Below are 17,751 nucleotides of genomic sequence, written 5' to 3'. Positions count from 1 at the left end.
GGAGCCGTACTCCACGATACGGCGCAAACAGTCGGCCGCGACGCCCTGAGGCGCCGCGGCCGGCTGCGATGGTGATGCGGGGGGGTCAGCCCTCGTCGGAGCTCTTGAGAGCCTCCATGGCCCGCTCGGTCACGTCCGTGACCTTGCCGAGCGCGGAGATCGTGACCACCAGGCCCTGGGCCCGGTAGTAGTCGATGATCGGCTCGGTCTGCGTGTGGTAGACCTCGAGCCGCGTACGCACGGTCTCTTCGCTGTCGTCGTCGCGCTGGTACAGCTCGCCGCCGCAGGCGTCGCAGACGCCGTCGGTCTTCGGCGGGTTGTACGTCACGTGGAACACGTGCGCGCTGTCGTTGCGGCAGATGCGGCGGCCGGCGATGCGCTTGACCACCTCGTCCTCGGGGACCTCCAGGTCGAGGACGGCGTCGAGCTTGACGCTCTCGTCCCGGAGCATCTCGTCCAGCGCCTCGGCCTGGCCCACGTTGCGCGGAAATCCGTCCAGCAGGAAGCCGTTGACGGCGTCCGGCTGAGCCATGCGGTCCTTGGCCATTCCGATGGTGACTTCGTCCGGCACCAGCTGTCCCGCGTCCATGTAGGCGCGGGCCTGCTTGCCAAGGTCCGTGCCCTGGCTGATGTTGGCGCGGAAGAGGTCGCCCGTGGAGATGTGCGGAATCGAGAGATTCTTGGCAAGGTACGCAGCCTGCGTTCCCTTGCCGGCACCGGGCGGCCCGACGAGGACGATTCGCATCAGCGGAGGAACCCTTCGTAATTGCGCTGCTGGAGCTGACTCTCGATCTGCTTCACGGTTTCCAGACCCACACCCACGATGATGAGGATGCTCGTCCCGCCGAACGGGAAGTTCTGGTTGGCACCGCCGAAGCCTGCCAACGCCATCGTCGGCACCAGAGCGATCAGACCCAGGTACAGCGATCCCGGCCAAGTGATCCTGTTGAGCACGTAGCTCAGATACTCGGCAGTAGGTCGACCAGCCCGGATACCCGGGATGAAGCCACCATACTTCTTCATGTTGTCGGCGACTTCCTCGGGGTTGAACGAGATCGCCACGTAGAAGAAGGCGAAGAACACGATCAACAGGAAGTACGTCGCGATGTAGTACGGGTGGTCGCCCTTGACGAAGTGGTCCTGGATCCAGGTCGCCCAGCCCGAGGTGGAGTTGGAGAACTGGACGATCAGAGCCGGGATGTAGAGCAGCGAAGAAGCGAAGATGACGGGAATCACACCCGCCTGGTTCACCTTCAGCGGGATGTACGTGGACGTACCGCCGTAGGACCGTCGGCCGATCATCCGCTTCGCGTACTGCACCGGGACGCGGCGCTGGGCCTGCTCGACGAAGACGACGAGGGCGACCATCACGAAGCCGATCAGGATGACCGTGATGAACTCGATCCAGCCGTCGGCGAGCTTGCCGCTCTCCTTGATGGCCCAGAGGGCGCCCGGGAAGCTGGCGGCGATCGAGATGAACATGAGGATCGACATGCCGTTGCCGATGCCGCGGTCGGTGATGATCTCACCGAGCCACATGACGGCGGCGGTTCCCGCGGTCATGGTGATGACCATGACGACGGTCGTGAAGATCGACTGGTTCGGCACGATCTGGTCCGCGACGGGGCAGCCGCTGAACAAGGTGCCGCTACGGGCGGTTGCCACCAGGCCGGTGCCCTGGAGGATGGCGAGCGCCACGGTCAGATAACGCGTGTACTGCGTGATCTTGGCCGTGCCCGACTGCCCCTCCTTCTTGAGGGCTTCGAGTCGGGGGATGACGACGGTCAGCAGCTGAAGAATGATGCTGGCCGTGATGTACGGCATGATTCCGAGCGCGAAGATCGTGATCTGCAGCAGTGCACCACCGCTGAACATGTTCACCAGACCGAACAGGCTGTTGTTGCCCTTGCTGGCCTGATCAACACAAATCTGGACGTTCTCGTAGCTCACCCCCGGGACGGGAATGTGCGCCCCGAGACGATAGAGCACGATGATGCCGAGCGTGAAGAGCAGCTTCTTGCGCAGGTCGGGCGTCTTGAACGCCCGGGCGAACGCGGTGAGCACGGTGCCTCCTGCGACCCCCGCGCAATGCGTAGAGGTGACGGTCTTGAGGATCGACGATTAGGTAACAGTCAAAGGGCCCCGGGCTCTTGCCCAGGACTTACCACAGCAACAGTGGACGCCACCTTACCGGCGGACATGCCCCCCTAGGAACGACCAACCGGGGATGCCCCATATGAGAGGCATCCCCGGTCGGATGTTCAGACCACCGACTTGTCCGTGTTGTCTCAGACGAGTTCGGTGACGGTGCCGCCTGCGGCGGCAATCTTCTCCTTGGCGGAGCCGGAGACGGCGTCAACCGAAACCTGCACTGCCACGGAGATCTCGCCCTGTCCGAGGACCTTGACGAGGTGGTTGTTGCGCACAGCGCCCTTGGCGACCAGATCGGCCACCGTGACCTCTCCACCCTCGGGGTAGAGCGTCGCGAGCTTGTCCAGGTTCACGACCTGGTACTCCGTGCGGAACGGGTTCTTGAAGCCCTTGAGCTTCGGGAGACGCATGTGGAGGGGCATCTGGCCACCCTCGAAGCGCTCCGGAACCTGGTAACGAGCCTTCGTACCCTTGGTACCACGGCCTGCGGTCTTACCCTTGGACGCCTCACCACGACCCACACGGGTCTTGGCGGTCTTGGCGCCCGGGGCAGGCCGGAGGTTGTGGGCCTTCAGCGGGCTGTTCTCCGCCATGTCAGTCAACCTCCTCAACCGTCACGAGGTGGCGGACGGTGTGAACCATTCCGCGGAACTCGGGGCGGTCCTCCTTGACAACTACGTCGTGCAGGCGCTTGAGCCCGAGCGAACGCAGGGTGTCGCGGTGGTTCTGCTTGCTGCCGATGTACGACTTCGTCTGCGTGATCTTGAGGCGAGCCATTACGCACCCGCTCCCGCACGTGCACGGAGCAGAGCCGCGGGGGCGACGTCCTCGAGGGGCAGACCACGGCGAGCCGCGATCTCCTCGGGACGCTGCAGGCCCTGGAGGGCCGCCACGGTCGCGTGCACGATGTTGATCGGGTTCGAAGAACCGAGCGACTTCGACAGGATGTCGTGAACGCCGGCGCACTCCAGAACGGCGCGCACCGGGCCACCCGCGATCACACCGGTACCGGGGGAAGCGGGCTTGAGCAGAACGACGCCCGCAGCCTTCTCGCCCTGGATCGGGTGAGGGATGGTGCCCTGGATACGCGGGACCTTGAAGAAGCTCTTCTTGGCCTCTTCGACGCCCTTGGCGATGGCCGCGGGAACTTCCTTGGCCTTGCCGTATCCGACACCGACGGTGCCGTCACCATCGCCCACCACGACCAGCGCGGTGAAGCTGAAGCGACGACCACCCTTCACAACCTTGGCGACGCGGTTGATCGCGACGACGCGCTCGACGTACGCGGTCTTCTCGGCGGCGCTGGCGCCACCGTCACGGCCCTTCCGGTCCCGCCGCTCGCCGCCACCGGCACCGCTTCCGCGGCGCTGGGGTCCAGCCATTGGATTTACCTCTCTCTGTTACGTCCGCTGTGCGTAGGAACCGGGGCTTAGAACTTCAGCCCGGCTTCACGGGCGGCGTCAGCCAGAGCGGCAATCCGCCCGGCGTACTGGTTGCCACCGCGGTCGAAGACGACGGCCTCGACGCCTGCGGCCTTGGCACGCTCGGCGACAAGTGCGCCGACCTGCTTGGCCAGGGTGCTCTTGTCACCCTCGCCGCCGCGGATGGAAGCGTCCAGGGTCGACGCCGACGCGAGCGTGTGGCCCGCGATGTCGTCGATGACCTGAGCGACCATGTGACGGTTCGAACGCGTCACAACCAGGCGCGGCCGCTCCGGCGAACCGGAGATGTGCTTGCGGACGCGGATGTGGCGGCGCTTGAGGGCGGCACGCTTGTAGGCGTCACCCTTGGCGATCTTTACACCGTATGCCATGGCTTACTTACCCGCCTTTCCGACCTTGCGGCGGATAACCTCGCCGGCGTACTTGACGCCCTTGGCCTTGTACGGGTCGGGCTTCCGCAGCTTGCGGATCTTCGCGGAGACCTCGCCGACCTTCTGCTTGTCGATGCCCTCGACGCTGAACTTCGTGGGCGACTCCACCTTGAAGGTGATGCCCTCGGGGGCCTCGATCAGGATCGGGTGGCTGTAGCCCAGGGCGAACTCCAGGTTGGAGCCCTTCGCCTGGACGCGGTAACCGACACCGCTGATCTCGAGCGCCTTGCTGTATCCCGCGGTCACGCCGGTGATCATGTTCGCCACCAGCGTGCGGGACAGGCCGTGAAGGGCCTTGTTCTGACGCTCGTCGTTAGGGCGGACGACGTTGAGCACGCCGTCCTCACCCTTGGTGACCTCGATCGGCGCGGCGACGGTGTGCGAGAGGGAACCCTTGGGGCCCTTCACCGCGACCGTGCGGCCATCGATGGTGACGTCCACACCGGCGGGAACCTGGATGGGGAGCTTGCCGATTCGCGACATGAGCTATTCCTCCGTTCCCGACTACCAGACGTAGGCGAGGACTTCCCCACCTACGCCCTTCTTGCTGGCCTGCTGGCCGGTCAGGAGACCGTGGGACGTGGAGATGATCGCCACGCCCAGGCCGCCGAGAACCTTCGGCAGGTTGGTGGACTTTGCGTATACACGCAGACCCGGCTTCGAAATGCGCTTGATGCCGGCGATCGAACGCTCGCGGTTGGGCCCGAACTTCAGCTCGAGGACGAGGCTCTTGCCGACCTCGGCGTCCTCGACCTTCCAGCCGGTGATGAAGCCCTCCTGCTGGAGGATCTCCGCGATGTGCGACTTGATCTTGCTGTGCGGCATTGCGACATCGTCGTGATACGCCGAGTTCGCGTTACGCAGACGCGTGAGCATGTCTGCGATCGGATCAGTCATGGTCATGAGTTGGCCTTCGGCCTCTCTCGCCGGGGTTTCCTGTATGCGCCATCCCTCTCCCCACTCAGTGGCGGGACGGGTGCGGTGCGGGGACCTACGGCGTAGTAAGTCGGTCAGGGCGGCAGGCGCCCAACCCTTCAAGCCTACGGCATGAAAAGCAGGGCTCCTGCCGACCAGATACTTACCGAGAGCTTCCTGGTCCTACCTACGCCCGGAGGCGAAGGGAGAACTACCAGGAGCTCTTGGTCACGCCCGGCAGCTCGCCACGGTGAGCCATCTCACGAAGGCACACGCGGCACAGGCCGAACTTGCGGTAGACGGAGTGGGGCCGGCCGCAGCGCTGGCAGCGGGTGTACCCGCGCACGCCGAACTTCGGCTTACGGGCGGCCTTAGCGATCAGAGCCTTCTTCGCCACGGTCAGTTCTCCTTGAACGGGAAGCCGAGGTGACGAAGCAGGGCACGACCCTCGTCGTCGTTGGTCGCCGTGGTGACCACGGTGATGTCCATGCCCCGGACCCGGTCGATCTTGTCCTGGTCGATCTCGTGGAACATGACCTGCTCCGTGAGACCGAAGGTGTAGTTGCCACGGCCGTCGAACTGCTTCGGCGACAGGCCGCGGAAGTCACGGATACGCGGAAGCGCGAGCGACAGCGTACGGTCCAGGAACTCCCACATGCGGTCACCACGGAGGGTGACGTGGCAGCCGATCGGCTGCCCCTCGCGCAGCTTGAACTGCGCGATCGACTTGCGGGCCTTGGTGACGGCCGGCTTCTGGCCCGTGATCGTGGTGAGGTCGCGCACGGCGCCATCGATCAGCTTGGAGTCGCGGGCGGCGTCGCCCACACCCATGTTGACCACGATCTTGACCAGACCGGGAACCTGCATGACGTTCTCGTACGAGAACTCCTCACGCAGCTTGCCGGCGATTTCCTCGCGGTAGCGCGTCTTGAGACGCGGCGCAGTGGTGGTCGTCATCAGATGTCCTCACCGGTCCGCTTGGCAACGCGGATCTTCTTGCCCTCGTCGTCAAAGCGGTAGCCGACGCGGGTGACGACCTTGTTGCCGTCCTTCTCCACGACCAGCTGAACGTTGCTGACGTGAATCGGGGCCTCGGTGGTGACAATGCCACCCGTCTGCGAACCGCGAGCCGTCTGACCGGCCTTGGTGTGCTTCTTGACCCGGTTGACACCCTCGACGAGGACACGGTCCTGAGCGGGGAAGGCAACGATGACCTTGCCCTGCTTGCCCTTGTCCTTACCGGTGATGACCTGAACCAGGTCGCCCTTCTTGATCTTCATGCTTACAGCACCTCCGGCGCGAGCGAGATGATCTTCATGAACTTCTTCTCGCGCAGCTCTCGGCCCACCGGGCCGAAGATACGGGTGCCGCGGGGGTCGCCGTCGTTCTTGAGAATGACAGCGGCGTTCTCGTCGAAGCGGATGTACGAGCCATCCTGACGACGACGCTCCTTGACGGTGCGAACGATGACGGCCTTGACGACGTCACCCTTCTTCACGTTGCCACCGGGGATCGCGTCCTTGACGGTGGCGACGATGACGTCACCGATGCCCGCGTAGCGGCGACCCGAGCCACCGAGAACACGGATGGTGAGAATTTCCTTCGCACCCGTGTTGTCGGCGACGCGCAGTCGCGACTCCTGCTGGATCACGTCTATCTCCTGATCGTCTGCCGGTTCCCGGCGGGGACTCCGGTGAAGGAGTCCCCACCGAGCCTGGCGGAACTTGCCTGCGGGGAATGCCCCTCAGGAATTACTTGGCCTTCTCGAGGATCTCGACGATGCGCCAGCGCTTCGTGGCGGACAGCGGACGCGTCTCCATGATGATGACGCGGTCGCCGACGCCTGCAGCGTTCTGCTCGTCGTGGGCCTTGAGCTTGTTCGTACGGCGGATGACCTTGCCGTACAGCGCGTGCTTCACGCGGTCCTCGACAGCGACGACGACGGTCTTGTCCATCTTGTCGCTGACGACGAGACCCTCACGGGTCTTGCGGAAACCGCGGTCAGTGTTGGTCTCAGTCACAGTCTTCTCGCTCATCAGGCGCTCTCCACCGTCTCGATGCCCAGCTCGCGCTCACGCATCAGGGTGTAGATCCGGGCGATGTCCTTACGGACGGACTTGAGCCGACCGTGGTTCTCGAGCTGGCCCGTCGCCGCCTGGAAGCGGAGGTTGAACAGCTCTTCCTTGGCCTCGCGGAGCTTGTTGAGGAGCTCCTCGCCGCCCAGTTCGCGCAGCTCGGACGCCTTGGTACCGGCCGACATCACGACTCACCTGCCTCGCGCCGAACGATCCGGCACTTCATCGGAAGCTTGTGAGCAGCGCGGGTGAGCGCCTCACGAGCAATCTTCTCGTTCGGGTAGGACAGCTCGAACATCACCCGTCCGGGCTTGACGTTCGCGATCCACCACTCGGGAGAACCCTTACCGGAACCCATGCGGGTCTCGGCCGGCTTCTTCGTCAGGGGACGGTCCGGATAAATGTTGATCCAGACCTTGCCGCCACGCTTGATGTGGCGGGTCATCGCGATACGAGCTGCCTCGATCTGGCGGTTCGTCACGTACGCCGGGGTCAGCGCCTGGATGCCGTACTCGCCGAACGCAACCTGCGTGCCACCCTTGGACATACCGCTGCGCTTCGGGTGGTGCTGCTTGCGGTGCTTGACCCTACGGGGGATCAGCATTTCGGTCAGGCCTCCGTTCCGGTGCTCTCAGCCGGAGCAGCGGCGGCGGGAGCGTCGGCCTTGGGGGCCTCCGCTGCCGGCGCGGACTGCTGCGGCTTGCGGCCGCGGCCGCCACGCTCGCCACCACGGCCACCGCGGCCGGCCGGGCGGTCAGTGCCGCCACGAGCCGGACGGTTACCGGCGCGGGCCGCGGCGTTCTCGGCGCGAACCTCGGCGATGTTCTTGACGTCGCCCTTGTAGATCCAGACCTTCACGCCGATGCGGCCGAAGGTCGTCTTGGCCTCGAAGAAGCCGTAGTCGACGTTCGCACGGAGCGTGTGCAGGGGCACGCGGCCCTCGCGGTAGAACTCCGAGCGGGACATCTCGGCGCCACCGAGGCGGCCACCGCACTGGATCTTGATGCCCTTGGCGCCGGCCTTCATCGTGCTCTGCATGCTCTTACGCATGGCACGACGGAAGGAGACGCGGGAGGAGAGCTGCTCGGCGACGGCCTGGGCCACCAGCTGAGCGTCGACCTCGGGGTTCTTGACCTCGAGGATGTTCAGCTGGACCTGCTTGCCGGTCAGCTTCTCCAGCTCGCCACGGATGCGGTCGGCCTCGGCGCCACGGCGGCCGATGACGATGCCCGGGCGGGCGGTGTGGATGTCGACACGGACGCGGTCGCGGGTGCGCTCGATCTCAACCTTCGAGATACCGGCACGCTCCATGCCCTTCGTCATCATGCGACGAATGGCGACGTCTTCCTTGACGTAGTCCTTGTACAGCTTGTCGGCGTACCAACGGGACTTGAAGTCCGTGGTAATGCCGAGCCGGAACCCATGCGGGTTAACCTTCTGGCCCATTACCGGGTTCCTTCCTTGCTGCTGACGACCACGGTGATGTGGCTGGTCCGCTTACGGATCCGGTAGGCACGGCCCTGAGCACGCGGACGGAACCGCTTCAGGGTCGGGCCCTCGTCCACGTACGCCTCGCTGATGACCAGCGAAGAGGCGTCAGGGTGGTCGTAGTTGTGTGCAGCGTTGGCGATGGCGCTGTCGAGCACCTTGCCAACCGGCACGCTCGCGGCCTGCGGGGCGAAACGCAGGACCGCCTGAGCCTCCGTGGCATCCATGCCACGGATGAGGTCCACCACTCGGCGGGCCTTCATGGGCGTGACGCGGATGTACCGCGCCTGGGCCCTGGCTTCCATGGTTGTCCCTTCGGTGTGAGTCATAGTCGTTTCCACCCCGCGCTAGCGGCGCTTCGACTTCCGGTCGTCCTTGACGTGGCCGCGGAAGGTGCGAGTCGGCGAGAACTCGCCGAGCTTGTGGCCGACCATCGACTCGGTGACGAACACCGGGACGTGGATCTTGCCGTTGTGCACCGCGATGGTGTGACCCAGCATGGCCGGGATGATCATCGAGCGACGGGACCAGGTCTTGATGACGTTCTTGGTGCCTGCCTCGTTCTGTACGTCCACCTTCTTGATGAGGTGGCCGTCGACGAAGGGCCCCTTCTTGAGACTGCGCGGCATCTAAACCCGCTCCTAGCGCTTCTTGTTCGTCTTGCGGCGGCGGACGATGTACTTGCTCGATGCCTTCTTCGGCGAGCGAGTACGACCTTCCTTCTGACCCCACGGCGAGACCGGGTGACGTCCACCGGAGGTCTTGCCTTCACCACCACCGTGCGGGTGGTCGACCGGGTTCATCGCGACACCGCGGACGGTCGGGCGGACGCCCTTCCAGCGCATGCGGCCGGCCTTGCCCCAGTTGATGTTCGACTGCTCGGCGTTGCCGACCTCACCGATGGTGGCGCGGCAGCGGGCGTCGACCAGCCGGATCTCTCCGGAAGGCATACGAAGGTGGGCCATCGTGCCCTCCTTCGCCAGCAGCTGCACGGAGGCACCCGCGGAACGGGCGAACTTCGCGCCGCCGCCGGGCCGCAGCTCGATGGCGTGGATGGTCGTACCGACCGGGATGTTGCGCAGCGCCAGGTTGTTGCCCGGCTTGATGTCTGCGGTCGGACCGTTCTCGACGCGGTCACCCTGCGACAGACCACGGGGGGCGACGATGTAACGCTTCTCGCCGTCCGCGTAGTGCAGCAGCGCGATGCGCGCGGTGCGGTTCGGGTCGTACTCGATGTGCGCGACCTTGGCCGGCACGCCGTCCTTGTCGTGACGACGGAAGTCGATCACACGGTAGGCGCGCTTGTGGCCACCACCCTGGTGGCGAACGGTCACACGACCGGCGTTGTTACGGCCGCCCTTGCTGTGCAGGGGGCGGACCAGCGACTTCTCCGGCGTGGACCGCGTGATCTCGACAAAGTCGGCGACGCTGGAGCCACGACGGCCCGGGGTCGTCGGCTTGTACTTGCGGATACCCATTTCTCAGTCCTCGTCCGATTCCGGACGACTCGACTCCGTTAGGAGGTCGGGCCGCCGAAGATGTCGATACGGTCGCCCTCGGCGAGGGTCACGATGGCGCGCTTGGTGTCAGCGCGCTTGCCGAAGCCGGTCTTGGTCCGCTTGCGCTTGCCCTGCCGGTTGATCGTGTTGACCCCGGTGACCTTGACCGAGAAGACCGCTTCCACGGCCTGCTTGATCTGGGTCTTGTTGGAGCCGGGCGCGACGATGAACGTGTACTTGTTCTCGTCGAGCAGCGCGTAGCTCTTCTCGGACACGACCGGCTTGACGAGAACGTCGCGCGGGTCCGAGTAGGTCTTGCTCGTGATGGTCGAGCTGGTAACGGTCGCCTCGCTCATCAGGCGTCGCTCCCTTCGGTCTCAGCGGTCTGGGGGCCAGACACGAAGGACTCGAAAGCGGCCTGGGTGAAGACCACGTCGTCAGAGACGATCACGTCGTACGTGTTCAGCTGGCCCGGCTCCAGGATGTGCACCTGGGGCAGGTTGCGTGCGGACAGCCACGCGGCCTCGTCGGCGCGGTCGACGACCAGGAGCAGGTTGGCGCGCTCCGAGATCTTGCCGAACAGCGTCTTGGCGGCCTTCGTGGAAACTCCACCCTCGACCACGCCGGTGACGACGTGGATACGGGAGTGACGCGCCCGGTCGGAGAGGGCACCGCGCAGAGCGGCGGCCTTCATCTTCTTCGGGGTGCGCTGCGAGTAGTCGCGCGGCTGCGGGCCGTGGACGACGCCACCGCCTGCGAACTGCGGCGCGCGGGTCGAACCCTGGCGGGCGCGGCCGGTGCCCTTCTGGCGGTAAGGCTTGCGGCCACCACCACGGACTTCGCCGCGACGCTTGGTCTTGTGCGTGCCCTGACGGGCAGCTGCCAGCTGTGCGACAACGACCTGGTGGATCAGCGGAACGCTGGTCTTCGCGTCGAAGATCTCCGCGGGGAGCTCGACGGTACCGGCCTTGTCGCCTGCCGGCGAAAGGATGTCAATGGTGCTCATTACCTCAAGCCCCCTTGGCCGCGGTACGGACCAGGACGAGGCCGCCGTTCGGACCGGGGACTGCGCCCTTGATGAGCAGCAGACCCTTCTCCGCGTCAACCGCGTGGATGGTCAGGTTCTGGGTGGTGACGCGCTCGTTGCCCATCCGGCCGGCCATGCGCATGCCCTTGAAGACACGCCCAGGGGTGGCGCAGCCACCGATCGAACCGGGGGAACGGTGCTTGCGCTGGACGCCGTGACCGGCGCCGAGGCCCTTGAAGTTGTGACGCTTCATGACACCGGCGAAGCCCTTGCCCTTGCTCTTGCCCGTGACGTCAACCTTGACGCCGGACTCGAACACCTCGGCAGTGACCTCCTGGCCCAGCGTGTACTCGCTGGCGTCAGGGGTGCGGAGCTCCACCAGGTGGCGGCGCGGGGTGACGTCGGCCTTGGCGAAGTGGCCCTTGAGGGGCTTGTTCACCTTGCGCGGGTCGATCTCGCCGAAGGCGATCTGGACCGACTCGTAGCCGTCGCTGTCGTTCGTACGAACCTGCGTCACGACGCACGGCCCGGCCTTGACGACGGTCACCGGGACAACCCGGTTGTTCTCGTCCCAGACCTGGGTCATGCCGAGCTTCTCGCCCAGGACGCCCTTGATGTTCTTGCTCATCTCGGCCCGTCCCCTCAGAGCTTGATCTCGATGTCGACGCCGGCCGGCAGGTCGAGGCGCATCAGCGAGTCAACCGTCTTCGGCGTGGGGTCGAGAATGTCGATGAGGCGCTTGTGCGTGCGCATCTCGAAGTGCTCGCGAGAGTCCTTGTACTTGTGCGGCGACTTGATGACGCAGTACACGTTCTTCTCAGTGGGCAGCGGCACCGGGCCCGCGACCGACGCACCAGTGCGCGTCACCGTCTCGACGATCTTCTTCGCCGAGGAATCGATGACCTCGTGGTCGTAGGCCTTGAGCCGGATGCGGATCTTCTGTCCCGCCATGGCTACTAGTAGTCCTGTCTCTCATAACGCTCTGGAACCCGGGAGTTCTCGTAACCCCACCTCCGACCCACGCGGTCGGGCGTGTCGCATCCCCTCTACGAAGATTTCCCGAGGGAAATCCCAACCAAGGGGGTGCGGGCCGAAACCGCGCTGCCGGGGGTGAAACCCCACCGGGTGCCTGGTCGGTACCCCACTGACGCTTCCCGGAAGATTCCCGTACGTCCGGCCCGCATGGGGCCGACGAGTACTGTGGGACTCGCTTCCGGTCCTCCCGGCGGGAGGCGCGCAGCATTGACACTCAACCGAGCAACCTGGCTAGTGTGCCATACGGGGCGTGAGCCTGGCCAATCGGGTGGAGGATCTTACCCCTCACGAGGGAGCGGTCAAACGCGGGCGCGCTTCGAGGCCCCGCACCCCCGGCCGGACACCCGCCCGCCACCGGCGCCACACCTGACCCGCACCTGCCGGTCGCGGGCCACGCTCTCGGCCGGCATCCGGAGCAACTGCTGTGCGGCGGCGTCCCGTTCGGACGCCGGACCCACCGCGTCCCCGCCGGCCGGGCTCACCGCTCCTGCCCGCCCCCACAGGTTCGTACGGGCCTCGGTGAGGCGTACCGCCACGAGGGCCGGGCCGCTCACCGCTCGGTTCCGACCGCAGCGCGCCGTATTCGGCCTACAGAGGTTCGACATGCCCCCGCTCCGAGTGAACCGGATCGCCTTCGGCATATGCCAGGGGCGATCCGGGTTTAGCGTCCGGGGCATTCGGCGAACTCACCGAACTCGGCCTGGGAAAGACCCCGGCCGCCCAGATCTGGAGGGACCTCATGGCCGTCGACCTCTCATTCTTCCGTTCGGAGACCTCGCAGCGACTGCGCGCCGAGGGCAGGGCCGAAGGCAAGGCCGAAGGCTTGGCCGAAGCCGTCGTGAGGGTCCTCGAACGTCGGGGTGTCTCCGTCAGCCGGGAAGTCAGCGACCGCGTCCACGGCTGCACCGACACCGGTGTGCTCGACGAGTGGCTGGTCCGGGCTCTCGCGGTGGCCGAGGCCGAGGAACTGTTCACCGAGGTCTGAGGGCACCCAGCAGCCGCCCAAGGGCCCGCCCCGGAGTTGACGGGAGGACGGGGGAAGGCTGCGTACGCGGGGGGTCGGGCGTCCTGTGGCTCTCTTCGAGCCGCAGGGTGAGCAGCGGACCGCCGAGGACGCGGGTGTCGAGTGTTTTCCCGGTGTACTGGGCTATCGCTTCCAGCACCGGAACCAGGCCGGTGTACTCGCCGCCCGACGAGTCGATGCGCTGCTGAATCGCATCCCACCAAGGGTGCGGCGGGGCCGGCTCCGTGTGGGTGTTGCCCGGCTCGAACTGCTCGATGCGCCGCCCGCCACGCCAGTGGGCGAAGACGTTCATGCCGTCCCCGCCCCTCAGGACGCTGAACGTCTCCGTGCCCTTGGACAGCTCGGACAGGGGTCCTGGCATCGCACCCATGACCCCGAGGCTTTCGGAGCAGAAGGACCAGTCGCCCAGCGCCCCGGCACACAGCACCGAAGCGTCCGGCGCGTCACGGTCAAGCAGCTCAACCGCCTGCTGTTCCGTGAGGAGTTGGGCGGTTCGGGCGTCGGCCCCGTACCTGTCCAGTACGTCTTCCGGCGTGATCCCGTGAGTGAGGGTCACGCACCACATCGCGGAGTGGGGATTCCTGGCCCATTCCGGCCCGCTCGTCATGGAGCCCTCCCTCCGTGCCCCCGGGGAACGGGGGACCCTGGCATCTTCGGTCAATCGGATCAGTTCGTGGACGAGTACGCCGCGAAATCCGCCCATGCGGCGGGCGTGAAGCTCCGGGCCCGGGACGTTCTCCGGATCGCGCACGTGCACCGTGCAGACAGCGGCCCGCGACCTCGACGCAGTCGGGGCCGTCGTCGCCGCTGTGCTTCCGAGGAGCCCATTTCACCAGCTTTTGGGCGCCCACGGGGCCGCCGAGGGCTCAGGGGCGTCCAGAGCGTGTCGGACCTTTTCCTTGAGTGTTCTCGGCGGGGCCTGCTTCTCCTCCCGCGTGTGTATGAGACGGGCGGCGGTCACGCGTATGTGGCACTCGCGGTGGTGCTGCTCGAGCAGGACCAGCCAGGCGCCGTCGGAGGTGAGGTAGGCACTGCGGGCCGGGGTCTCACCCGGTCGCGCATGGCGTGCCAGGACAGCCGGCATGTAGTGCAGGGCCGCGTCCTCCGCCACGGCCAGCGCCTGCGCCTGGGTGCCGCTGACGGGGTGGCTGGCCACCAGTGACCAGCGGTGCAGCTTCAGATCGACGCCGTCTGCCTGCCGAGTCACCCGGGTGTCCTCCTCGATGAGGACGTACCACTGATCAGTCATGACCGGAGCCTAGCCACCCCGGGGTGGCCCGGTGCCTCCACCGTCGCCGTGCAGGCAACCCGGACGGCCTGATCGCCGTCTGACCCCTCGCGGGAGCGCGGCACGGGCGCCATGGGGTGTCCATCCGCTGCGGGGGGAGCGGACGGACGTGTACAGCATGAGGGACCAGCCCGGCCTGCCCGGAAACGGCGAGCGGGTCGACCGGAAACGGTTTGCGGCGGCACCGGGCGTGGGGCGGCGGGCCGTGCTCACGGCCACCGCCCTGGGCTCGGCGCTCACCGCCTGCTCCGTACCACCGCCCCGGCGCAGCGATCCGCCCCCGAACCCGGCGCCGGGCCTCCCGATCAGCACCGGGCGGCGGGCTCTGCTGATGCAGATCCTCGCCCACCCCGACGACGACCTGTACTTCATGAACCCGGACACCCGGCAGGCCGTCGACGCCGGTACGCCGCTGGTCTGCGTCTACCTCACGGCCGGCGAGGCCGACGGCGTCAACAGGATCCCGGGTGCTCCGCGCCCCGCACCGGACAAGGCCGCCTACTCCTCCGCCCGCCACCAGGGACTGCGCCAGGCGTACGCGACGCTGCTCGGCCTGGACCGGTTCACACCCTGGGAGACGTCCGTCGCCGAACTCGCCGGCGACCACCGCGCCGAGGTCGACACCCTCACCGCGGGGGCCCGACGGGTCGAGCTGGTCTTCCTCAACACGGCCATGCACACCGGCCGCCAGCGCCTCGGGCTCCCCAGCCTCTGGCGGGACCGGCGGCTCGTGCTGCGTACGGTCGTCGCCGACGGGTCGCCGCTGACCCGGGCGGGTTCGTACACGTACGACGGGCTCGTCGACGTCCTCGCCGGGCTGCTGGAGGGCCACCGGCCGACCGTCGTGCACACCCTGGACCCCGATCCGGACATCCAGCACAGCACCGAGGCCGTCCGGCGCGCGGACAGCGAGCAGCGGGGTTACTCGGACCACGCCGACCACACCGCGGCCGCGTGTTTCGCCTGGGCGGCGATGATCCGCTGGGTGGCCCGGACCACGGCGACCGGCGGGGACGTGCCGGGCTTCGTCACCACCGCCTACCGCGGGTACTACAGCCGGCACTGGCCCAAGAACCTGCCGCCCGGTGTCCTGGAGACGAAGGCCGCGCACCTCGTGCCGTACGGCGGCTCGCCGGACTGGGAGTGCGGGAACGCGGCGGGGTGCGGCGACTACAACGTGGGCGGCGACCGTCCGCTGACCAACAGGAAGGGGTGGGTCCGGTCCACCCACCACCGCTACCCGGGCGCCCGGGTGGCCGTGGCCGCCGAGTCCGACGGGCGGCTGGCAGCGTACGCGGTGCTGGGGCTGCGGGTGGCACGGTGGCGCGAGACGGAACCGGGCAGCGGCGTCTGGGGGCCGCCGCACGACCTCGGCGGCGGCCCGCTCGCCCCGGCGCTGGGCACGGCGGCCGCGGCCGACGGCCGGCTGCTCCTGTTCGGGCTCCGCTTCGCCGCGCTCGGCGGGCACGGCGGCGACAACGAGCGCGAGATCGTGGTGCTGGAACAGACCGCGCCGGGCGGCGGCTTCCTCCCCTGGCGCGGTCTCGGCAACCCCTCCCCCGGCCGCGACCAGGGGCGGCGCATAGGTGTGCCCGTCGCCGTCACGGCTCCCGACGACCGGGTCCACCTCTTCGTACGCAACGCGGAGAAGGGCCTCAGCACCCGGGTACGGGAGGGTGACGGCCGGTGGGGCGGGTGGCGGGACACGGGTGGCGGCGAGGTACAGGACGGGTTCAGCGCCGTGGTGGACGCCGAGGGGAGGGTCCATGTGTACGGGGCCGGCCACCACGCGGTGCACCACTGGACGCAGGACGGCCCGGGCGAGGAGCTGACCGCCCGGACGCAGGTCGACGCGGGTCCGGTGCCGGGCACTCCCCCGGCCGCCCTGGCCGCCGCCGACGGGTCCGTGGAGCTGTTCCACCGCGCCGAGGCCGGGCCCCGGCTGACCGCTGTACACGCGGGCACCGCGGCGGAGCTGCCCGGCTTCGACGGGTACGGACCGGTCACGGCCGCCGCGTCACCGCGGGGCCCGGTGCTGCTCGGCCGTACCGGCGAGGGGCTGCTCCAGCTCCGTACCGCTGAGGGCGTCCTCGTACGGTCCCGGGGCCCGGTGGCCCTGGACGGGCCGGCGCTCCACGTCGGTGAGGCGGGGCGCGCGGCGGTGGTGGGGCTGGGTACGGACGCGCTGCCCTGGCTCTGGCGTCCTTAGGTCGTATCGCCGGCCCGCCGGCCGCTCCGTCGGCCCGCTCCGCCTTCCCGCGGGGCAGCAGCACGCCTCGTGCGGTCACGCCGGTCTGCGAGCAACTGTTCCAGCCTTACGTGACCAACGGGGCGTGCGAGGCGTGCGAGGCGTGCGAGGCGTGCGAGGCGTGCGGGGTGTACCAGGCGTGCGGGGTGTCCAAGGCGTGCGGGAGGGCATAACGCCGCGACATGGCCGAATGTCAGGTACCCGCCAACGTCGTTCTCCGGAACCCTGGGTCCGTCGAAGCCTCTCGACCCCCCACAGACACGCCCCCGTCGTGTCCCGCGAAACGAGGAAGCATGCGAATAGCCAGGTTGGTCCCCGCCGTCTCCGCCGTGGCGGTCTCCGTCCTCGCCCTGCTCAGCCCCACCGTCTCGGCGTCGGAGGCGTCCACGGCGTCTCAGGTGGCGACCGCGTCGACCCGGGCCGCCGTACAGCCCATCATCGGCGGCGGGTACGCGCAGAACGCCCCGTGGGCCGCCCGCCTCTTCTCCAACGGCAGGGAGACGTGTTCGGCGACGATCATCGCGCCGACCTGGATCCTCACGGCGAAGCACTGCGTCACCGGCGGCGGCCTGTCGTTCCGCATCGGCAGTCTCGACCAGCACAGCGGCGGCACCGTGGCCAACGGCGTCCAGACCTACACCCACGGCTCGGACCTGGCGCTGGTGCGTCTGGACCGCTCCGTGCAGGGGACCTACTCCCCGCTCGGGCAGCCCGGCACCGTACGCGTCGGGCAGAGCGTCCAGGTGTGGGGGTGGGGCGCCACCTCGCAGTGCGGCTCCGAGGCCAACTGCCAGTCCCGCTATCTGAAGGTCGCCGACGTGACGGTGAGCGGCGGCTGCACCGACGCGTACGGGGGCTCGGCGATCTGCGCCCGCCGCGGCAACGGCATCACCGCCGGCGGCGACTCGGGCGGCCCGATGACGGCGGGCGGCGTCCAGGTCGGGGTCGCCTCGACCAGCGACCGGCAGACCACGACCGCGTACACGAACGTCACGGCGTACCGCTCCTGGATCCGGTCGGTCGCGGGCGTCTGAGCCCGGGGGCCCTGCGGTCCGGCGGCCCTGCGGCCATTGGGCTCGGCCCCGCACACACCGAAGGGCCCCGTACCTCTCTCGCGAGAGGTACGGG

The 17,751-nt window shown here is 67.7% G+C and carries 28 protein-coding genes; 3 read left to right on the top strand and 25 right to left on the bottom strand.

Annotated elements, in window-relative coordinates; all coding sequences use genetic code 11:
* Positions 1-85 precede the first annotated feature (85 nt).
* From ACFWVP_RS06805 to rpsJ, 23 genes are all read right to left on the bottom strand, one after another.
* Positions 86-745 (bottom strand): adenylate kinase, encoded by a 660-nt coding sequence (locus ACFWVP_RS06805; RefSeq protein ID WP_384494169.1) that lies wholly within the window; start codon positions 743-745, stop codon positions 86-88.
* Positions 745-2,064, bottom strand: a complete 1,320-nt coding sequence (secY, locus tag ACFWVP_RS06800; protein WP_384494168.1) for a preprotein translocase subunit SecY — start codon at positions 2,062-2,064, stop codon at positions 745-747. The genes ACFWVP_RS06805 and secY overlap by 1 nt, the downstream gene beginning before the upstream one ends.
* 224 nt (positions 2,065-2,288) lie before the next feature.
* The gene (rplO, locus tag ACFWVP_RS06795) at positions 2,289-2,744 is read right to left on the bottom strand and encodes a 50S ribosomal protein L15 (protein WP_384494166.1); all 456 of its coding nucleotides are present in this window, start codon (positions 2,742-2,744) and stop codon (positions 2,289-2,291) included.
* Position 2,745: 1 nt separating this feature from the next.
* The gene (rpmD, locus tag ACFWVP_RS06790) at positions 2,746-2,928 is read right to left on the bottom strand and encodes a 50S ribosomal protein L30 (RefSeq protein ID WP_018550611.1); all 183 of its coding nucleotides are present in this window, start codon (positions 2,926-2,928) and stop codon (positions 2,746-2,748) included.
* Positions 2,928-3,533 (bottom strand): 30S ribosomal protein S5, encoded by a 606-nt coding sequence (rpsE, locus tag ACFWVP_RS06785; RefSeq protein ID WP_056796577.1) that lies wholly within the window; start codon positions 3,531-3,533, stop codon positions 2,928-2,930. Before rpsE ends, rpmD begins: the two co-directional genes overlap by 1 nt.
* 47 nt (positions 3,534-3,580) lie before the next feature.
* Complete coding sequence (gene rplR / locus ACFWVP_RS06780) at positions 3,581-3,964, bottom strand: 50S ribosomal protein L18 (protein WP_069171153.1); 384 nt, start codon at positions 3,962-3,964, stop codon at positions 3,581-3,583.
* Positions 3,965-3,967: 3 nt separating this feature from the next.
* Positions 3,968-4,507: a 50S ribosomal protein L6 gene (gene rplF, locus ACFWVP_RS06775; protein WP_147959075.1), complete on the bottom strand. Its 540-nt coding sequence runs from the start codon at positions 4,505-4,507 to the stop codon at positions 3,968-3,970.
* Positions 4,508-4,528: 21 nt separating this feature from the next.
* Positions 4,529-4,927, bottom strand: a complete 399-nt coding sequence (gene rpsH / locus ACFWVP_RS06770; RefSeq protein ID WP_014154584.1) for a 30S ribosomal protein S8 — start codon at positions 4,925-4,927, stop codon at positions 4,529-4,531.
* Positions 4,928-5,150: 223 nt separating this feature from the next.
* Positions 5,151-5,336, bottom strand: coding sequence for a type Z 30S ribosomal protein S14 (locus ACFWVP_RS06765; protein ID WP_003948630.1), 186 nt, complete (start codon positions 5,334-5,336; stop codon positions 5,151-5,153).
* Between the two features lie 2 nt (positions 5,337-5,338).
* Positions 5,339-5,896: a 50S ribosomal protein L5 gene (gene rplE / locus ACFWVP_RS06760; RefSeq protein WP_014047789.1), complete on the bottom strand. Its 558-nt coding sequence runs from the start codon at positions 5,894-5,896 to the stop codon at positions 5,339-5,341.
* A complete protein-coding gene (gene rplX, locus ACFWVP_RS06755) occupies positions 5,896-6,219 on the bottom strand; it encodes a 50S ribosomal protein L24 (protein ID WP_014047788.1) in 324 nt (107 codons plus the stop codon). Before rplX ends, rplE begins: the two co-directional genes overlap by 1 nt.
* Positions 6,220-6,221: 2 nt before the next feature.
* Entirely contained in the window at positions 6,222-6,590 is a 369-nt protein-coding gene (gene rplN, locus ACFWVP_RS06750) for a 50S ribosomal protein L14 (protein ID WP_003966950.1), read from the bottom strand.
* 100 nt (positions 6,591-6,690) lie between these two features.
* Positions 6,691-6,975 (bottom strand): 30S ribosomal protein S17, encoded by a 285-nt coding sequence (gene rpsQ, locus ACFWVP_RS06745; protein WP_031096375.1) that lies wholly within the window; start codon positions 6,973-6,975, stop codon positions 6,691-6,693.
* Complete coding sequence (gene rpmC, locus ACFWVP_RS06740) at positions 6,975-7,199, bottom strand: 50S ribosomal protein L29 (protein ID WP_124716937.1); 225 nt, start codon at positions 7,197-7,199, stop codon at positions 6,975-6,977. The genes rpsQ and rpmC overlap by 1 nt, the downstream gene beginning before the upstream one ends.
* Positions 7,199-7,618 (bottom strand): 50S ribosomal protein L16, encoded by a 420-nt coding sequence (gene rplP, locus ACFWVP_RS06735; protein WP_014047785.1) that lies wholly within the window; start codon positions 7,616-7,618, stop codon positions 7,199-7,201. Before rplP ends, rpmC begins: the two co-directional genes overlap by 1 nt.
* Positions 7,619-7,623: 5 nt before the next feature.
* A complete protein-coding gene (rpsC, locus tag ACFWVP_RS06730; protein ID WP_327115670.1) occupies positions 7,624-8,460 on the bottom strand; it encodes a 30S ribosomal protein S3 in 837 nt (278 codons plus the stop codon).
* Positions 8,460-8,807, bottom strand: a complete 348-nt coding sequence (rplV, locus tag ACFWVP_RS06725; RefSeq protein WP_026290933.1) for a 50S ribosomal protein L22 — start codon at positions 8,805-8,807, stop codon at positions 8,460-8,462. The genes rpsC and rplV overlap by 1 nt, the downstream gene beginning before the upstream one ends.
* Positions 8,808-8,849: 42 nt before the next feature.
* Positions 8,850-9,131, bottom strand: a complete 282-nt coding sequence (gene rpsS, locus ACFWVP_RS06720; protein WP_023539342.1) for a 30S ribosomal protein S19 — start codon at positions 9,129-9,131, stop codon at positions 8,850-8,852.
* Between the two features lie 12 nt (positions 9,132-9,143).
* On the bottom strand, positions 9,144-9,980 hold the full coding sequence (gene rplB / locus ACFWVP_RS06715; protein ID WP_056796589.1) for a 50S ribosomal protein L2: 837 nt from the start codon (positions 9,978-9,980) through the stop codon (positions 9,144-9,146).
* A 38-nt stretch (positions 9,981-10,018) separates the two neighbouring features.
* On the bottom strand, positions 10,019-10,357 hold the full coding sequence (gene rplW / locus ACFWVP_RS06710) for a 50S ribosomal protein L23 (RefSeq protein WP_031096361.1): 339 nt from the start codon (positions 10,355-10,357) through the stop codon (positions 10,019-10,021).
* A complete protein-coding gene (gene rplD, locus ACFWVP_RS06705) occupies positions 10,357-11,007 on the bottom strand; it encodes a 50S ribosomal protein L4 (RefSeq protein ID WP_361889986.1) in 651 nt (216 codons plus the stop codon). The genes rplW and rplD overlap by 1 nt, the downstream gene beginning before the upstream one ends.
* Before the next feature lie 4 nt (positions 11,008-11,011).
* Positions 11,012-11,656, bottom strand: a complete 645-nt coding sequence (rplC, locus tag ACFWVP_RS06700; protein WP_014154591.1) for a 50S ribosomal protein L3 — start codon at positions 11,654-11,656, stop codon at positions 11,012-11,014.
* Between the two features lie 14 nt (positions 11,657-11,670).
* On the bottom strand, positions 11,671-11,979 hold the full coding sequence (gene rpsJ, locus ACFWVP_RS06695) for a 30S ribosomal protein S10 (protein ID WP_003948644.1): 309 nt from the start codon (positions 11,977-11,979) through the stop codon (positions 11,671-11,673).
* 823 nt (positions 11,980-12,802) lie between these two features.
* Here rpsJ and ACFWVP_RS06690 point away from each other — a divergent pair.
* Complete coding sequence (locus ACFWVP_RS06690) at positions 12,803-13,048, top strand: hypothetical protein (protein ID WP_384494162.1); 246 nt, start codon at positions 12,803-12,805, stop codon at positions 13,046-13,048.
* Here ACFWVP_RS06690 and ACFWVP_RS06685 read toward each other — a convergent pair.
* Both ACFWVP_RS06685 and ACFWVP_RS06680 read right to left on the bottom strand, forming a co-directional pair.
* A complete protein-coding gene (locus ACFWVP_RS06685) occupies positions 13,035-13,694 on the bottom strand; it encodes a DUF6461 domain-containing protein (protein ID WP_384494160.1) in 660 nt (219 codons plus the stop codon). The genes ACFWVP_RS06690 and ACFWVP_RS06685 overlap by 14 nt on opposite strands.
* Positions 13,695-13,916: 222 nt before the next feature.
* Positions 13,917-14,336: a hypothetical protein gene (locus tag ACFWVP_RS06680; RefSeq protein WP_384494159.1), complete on the bottom strand. Its 420-nt coding sequence runs from the start codon at positions 14,334-14,336 to the stop codon at positions 13,917-13,919.
* Between the two features lie 157 nt (positions 14,337-14,493).
* On the opposite strand from ACFWVP_RS06680, the gene ACFWVP_RS06675 reads away from it, so the two are divergent.
* On the top strand, positions 14,494-16,584 hold the full coding sequence (locus tag ACFWVP_RS06675) for a PIG-L family deacetylase (RefSeq protein WP_384494157.1): 2,091 nt from the start codon (positions 14,494-14,496) through the stop codon (positions 16,582-16,584).
* Between the two features lie 332 nt (positions 16,585-16,916).
* Entirely contained in the window at positions 16,917-17,657 is a 741-nt protein-coding gene (locus tag ACFWVP_RS06670; protein WP_384494155.1) for a S1 family peptidase, read from the top strand.
* Positions 17,658-17,751: the final 94 nt, after the last annotated feature.

The sequence above is a fragment of the Streptomyces sp. NPDC058637 genome, assembly GCF_042717325.1.
Lineage (GTDB): Bacteria > Actinomycetota > Actinomycetes > Streptomycetales > Streptomycetaceae > Streptomyces.
The sequence above is the reverse complement of the archived record's forward strand: the minus strand, read 5'-3'. Positions and strand labels throughout refer to the sequence as shown.

Bases quoted from the DNA above. Each gene is read 5' to 3' on its own strand.
- rplR (WP_069171153.1), bottom strand. From the start codon at position 3,964: ATGGCATACGGTGTAAAGATCGCCAAGGGTGACGCCTACAAGCGTGCC.
- rplE (WP_014047789.1), bottom strand. From the start codon at position 5,896: ATGACGACCACCACTGCGCCGCGTCTCAAGACGCGCTACCGCGAGGAA.
- rpsC (WP_327115670.1), bottom strand. From the start codon at position 8,460: ATGGGCCAGAAGGTTAACCCGCATGGGTTCCGGCTCGGCATTACCACG.
- rplV (WP_026290933.1), bottom strand. From the start codon at position 8,807: ATGGAAGCCAGGGCCCAGGCGCGGTACATCCGCGTCACGCCCATGAAG.
- ACFWVP_RS06675 (WP_384494157.1), top strand. From the start codon at position 14,494: ATGAGGGACCAGCCCGGCCTGCCCGGAAACGGCGAGCGGGTCGACCGG.
- rpmD (WP_018550611.1), bottom strand. From the start codon at position 2,928: ATGGCTCGCCTCAAGATCACGCAGACGAAGTCGTACATCGGCAGCAAG.
- rpsJ (WP_003948644.1), bottom strand. From the start codon at position 11,979: ATGGCGGGACAGAAGATCCGCATCCGGCTCAAGGCCTACGACCACGAG.
- ACFWVP_RS06670 (WP_384494155.1), top strand. From the start codon at position 16,917: ATGCGAATAGCCAGGTTGGTCCCCGCCGTCTCCGCCGTGGCGGTCTCC.
- rpsS (WP_023539342.1), bottom strand. From the start codon at position 9,131: ATGCCGCGCAGTCTCAAGAAGGGGCCCTTCGTCGACGGCCACCTCATC.
- ACFWVP_RS06685 (WP_384494160.1), bottom strand. From the start codon at position 13,694: ATGACGAGCGGGCCGGAATGGGCCAGGAATCCCCACTCCGCGATGTGG.
- ACFWVP_RS06680 (WP_384494159.1), bottom strand. From the start codon at position 14,336: ATGACTGATCAGTGGTACGTCCTCATCGAGGAGGACACCCGGGTGACT.
- rplC (WP_014154591.1), bottom strand. From the start codon at position 11,656: ATGAGCAAGAACATCAAGGGCGTCCTGGGCGAGAAGCTCGGCATGACC.
- ACFWVP_RS06690 (WP_384494162.1), top strand. From the start codon at position 12,803: ATGGCCGTCGACCTCTCATTCTTCCGTTCGGAGACCTCGCAGCGACTG.
- rpmC (WP_124716937.1), bottom strand. From the start codon at position 7,199: ATGTCGGCCGGTACCAAGGCGTCCGAGCTGCGCGAACTGGGCGGCGAG.
- rplW (WP_031096361.1), bottom strand. From the start codon at position 10,357: ATGAGCGAGGCGACCGTTACCAGCTCGACCATCACGAGCAAGACCTAC.
- rpsQ (WP_031096375.1), bottom strand. From the start codon at position 6,975: ATGAGCGAGAAGACTGTGACTGAGACCAACACTGACCGCGGTTTCCGC.
- rplP (WP_014047785.1), bottom strand. From the start codon at position 7,618: ATGCTGATCCCCCGTAGGGTCAAGCACCGCAAGCAGCACCACCCGAAG.
- rplX (WP_014047788.1), bottom strand. From the start codon at position 6,219: ATGAAGATCAAGAAGGGCGACCTGGTTCAGGTCATCACCGGTAAGGAC.
- ACFWVP_RS06805 (WP_384494169.1), bottom strand. From the start codon at position 745: ATGCGAATCGTCCTCGTCGGGCCGCCCGGTGCCGGCAAGGGAACGCAG.
- rpsE (WP_056796577.1), bottom strand. From the start codon at position 3,533: ATGGCTGGACCCCAGCGCCGCGGAAGCGGTGCCGGTGGCGGCGAGCGG.
- rplD (WP_361889986.1), bottom strand. From the start codon at position 11,007: ATGAGCACCATTGACATCCTTTCGCCGGCAGGCGACAAGGCCGGTACC.
- rplB (WP_056796589.1), bottom strand. From the start codon at position 9,980: ATGGGTATCCGCAAGTACAAGCCGACGACCCCGGGCCGTCGTGGCTCC.
- rplF (WP_147959075.1), bottom strand. From the start codon at position 4,507: ATGTCGCGAATCGGCAAGCTCCCCATCCAGGTTCCCGCCGGTGTGGAC.
- rplO (WP_384494166.1), bottom strand. From the start codon at position 2,744: ATGGCGGAGAACAGCCCGCTGAAGGCCCACAACCTCCGGCCTGCCCCG.
- rpsH (WP_014154584.1), bottom strand. From the start codon at position 4,927: ATGACCATGACTGATCCGATCGCAGACATGCTCACGCGTCTGCGTAAC.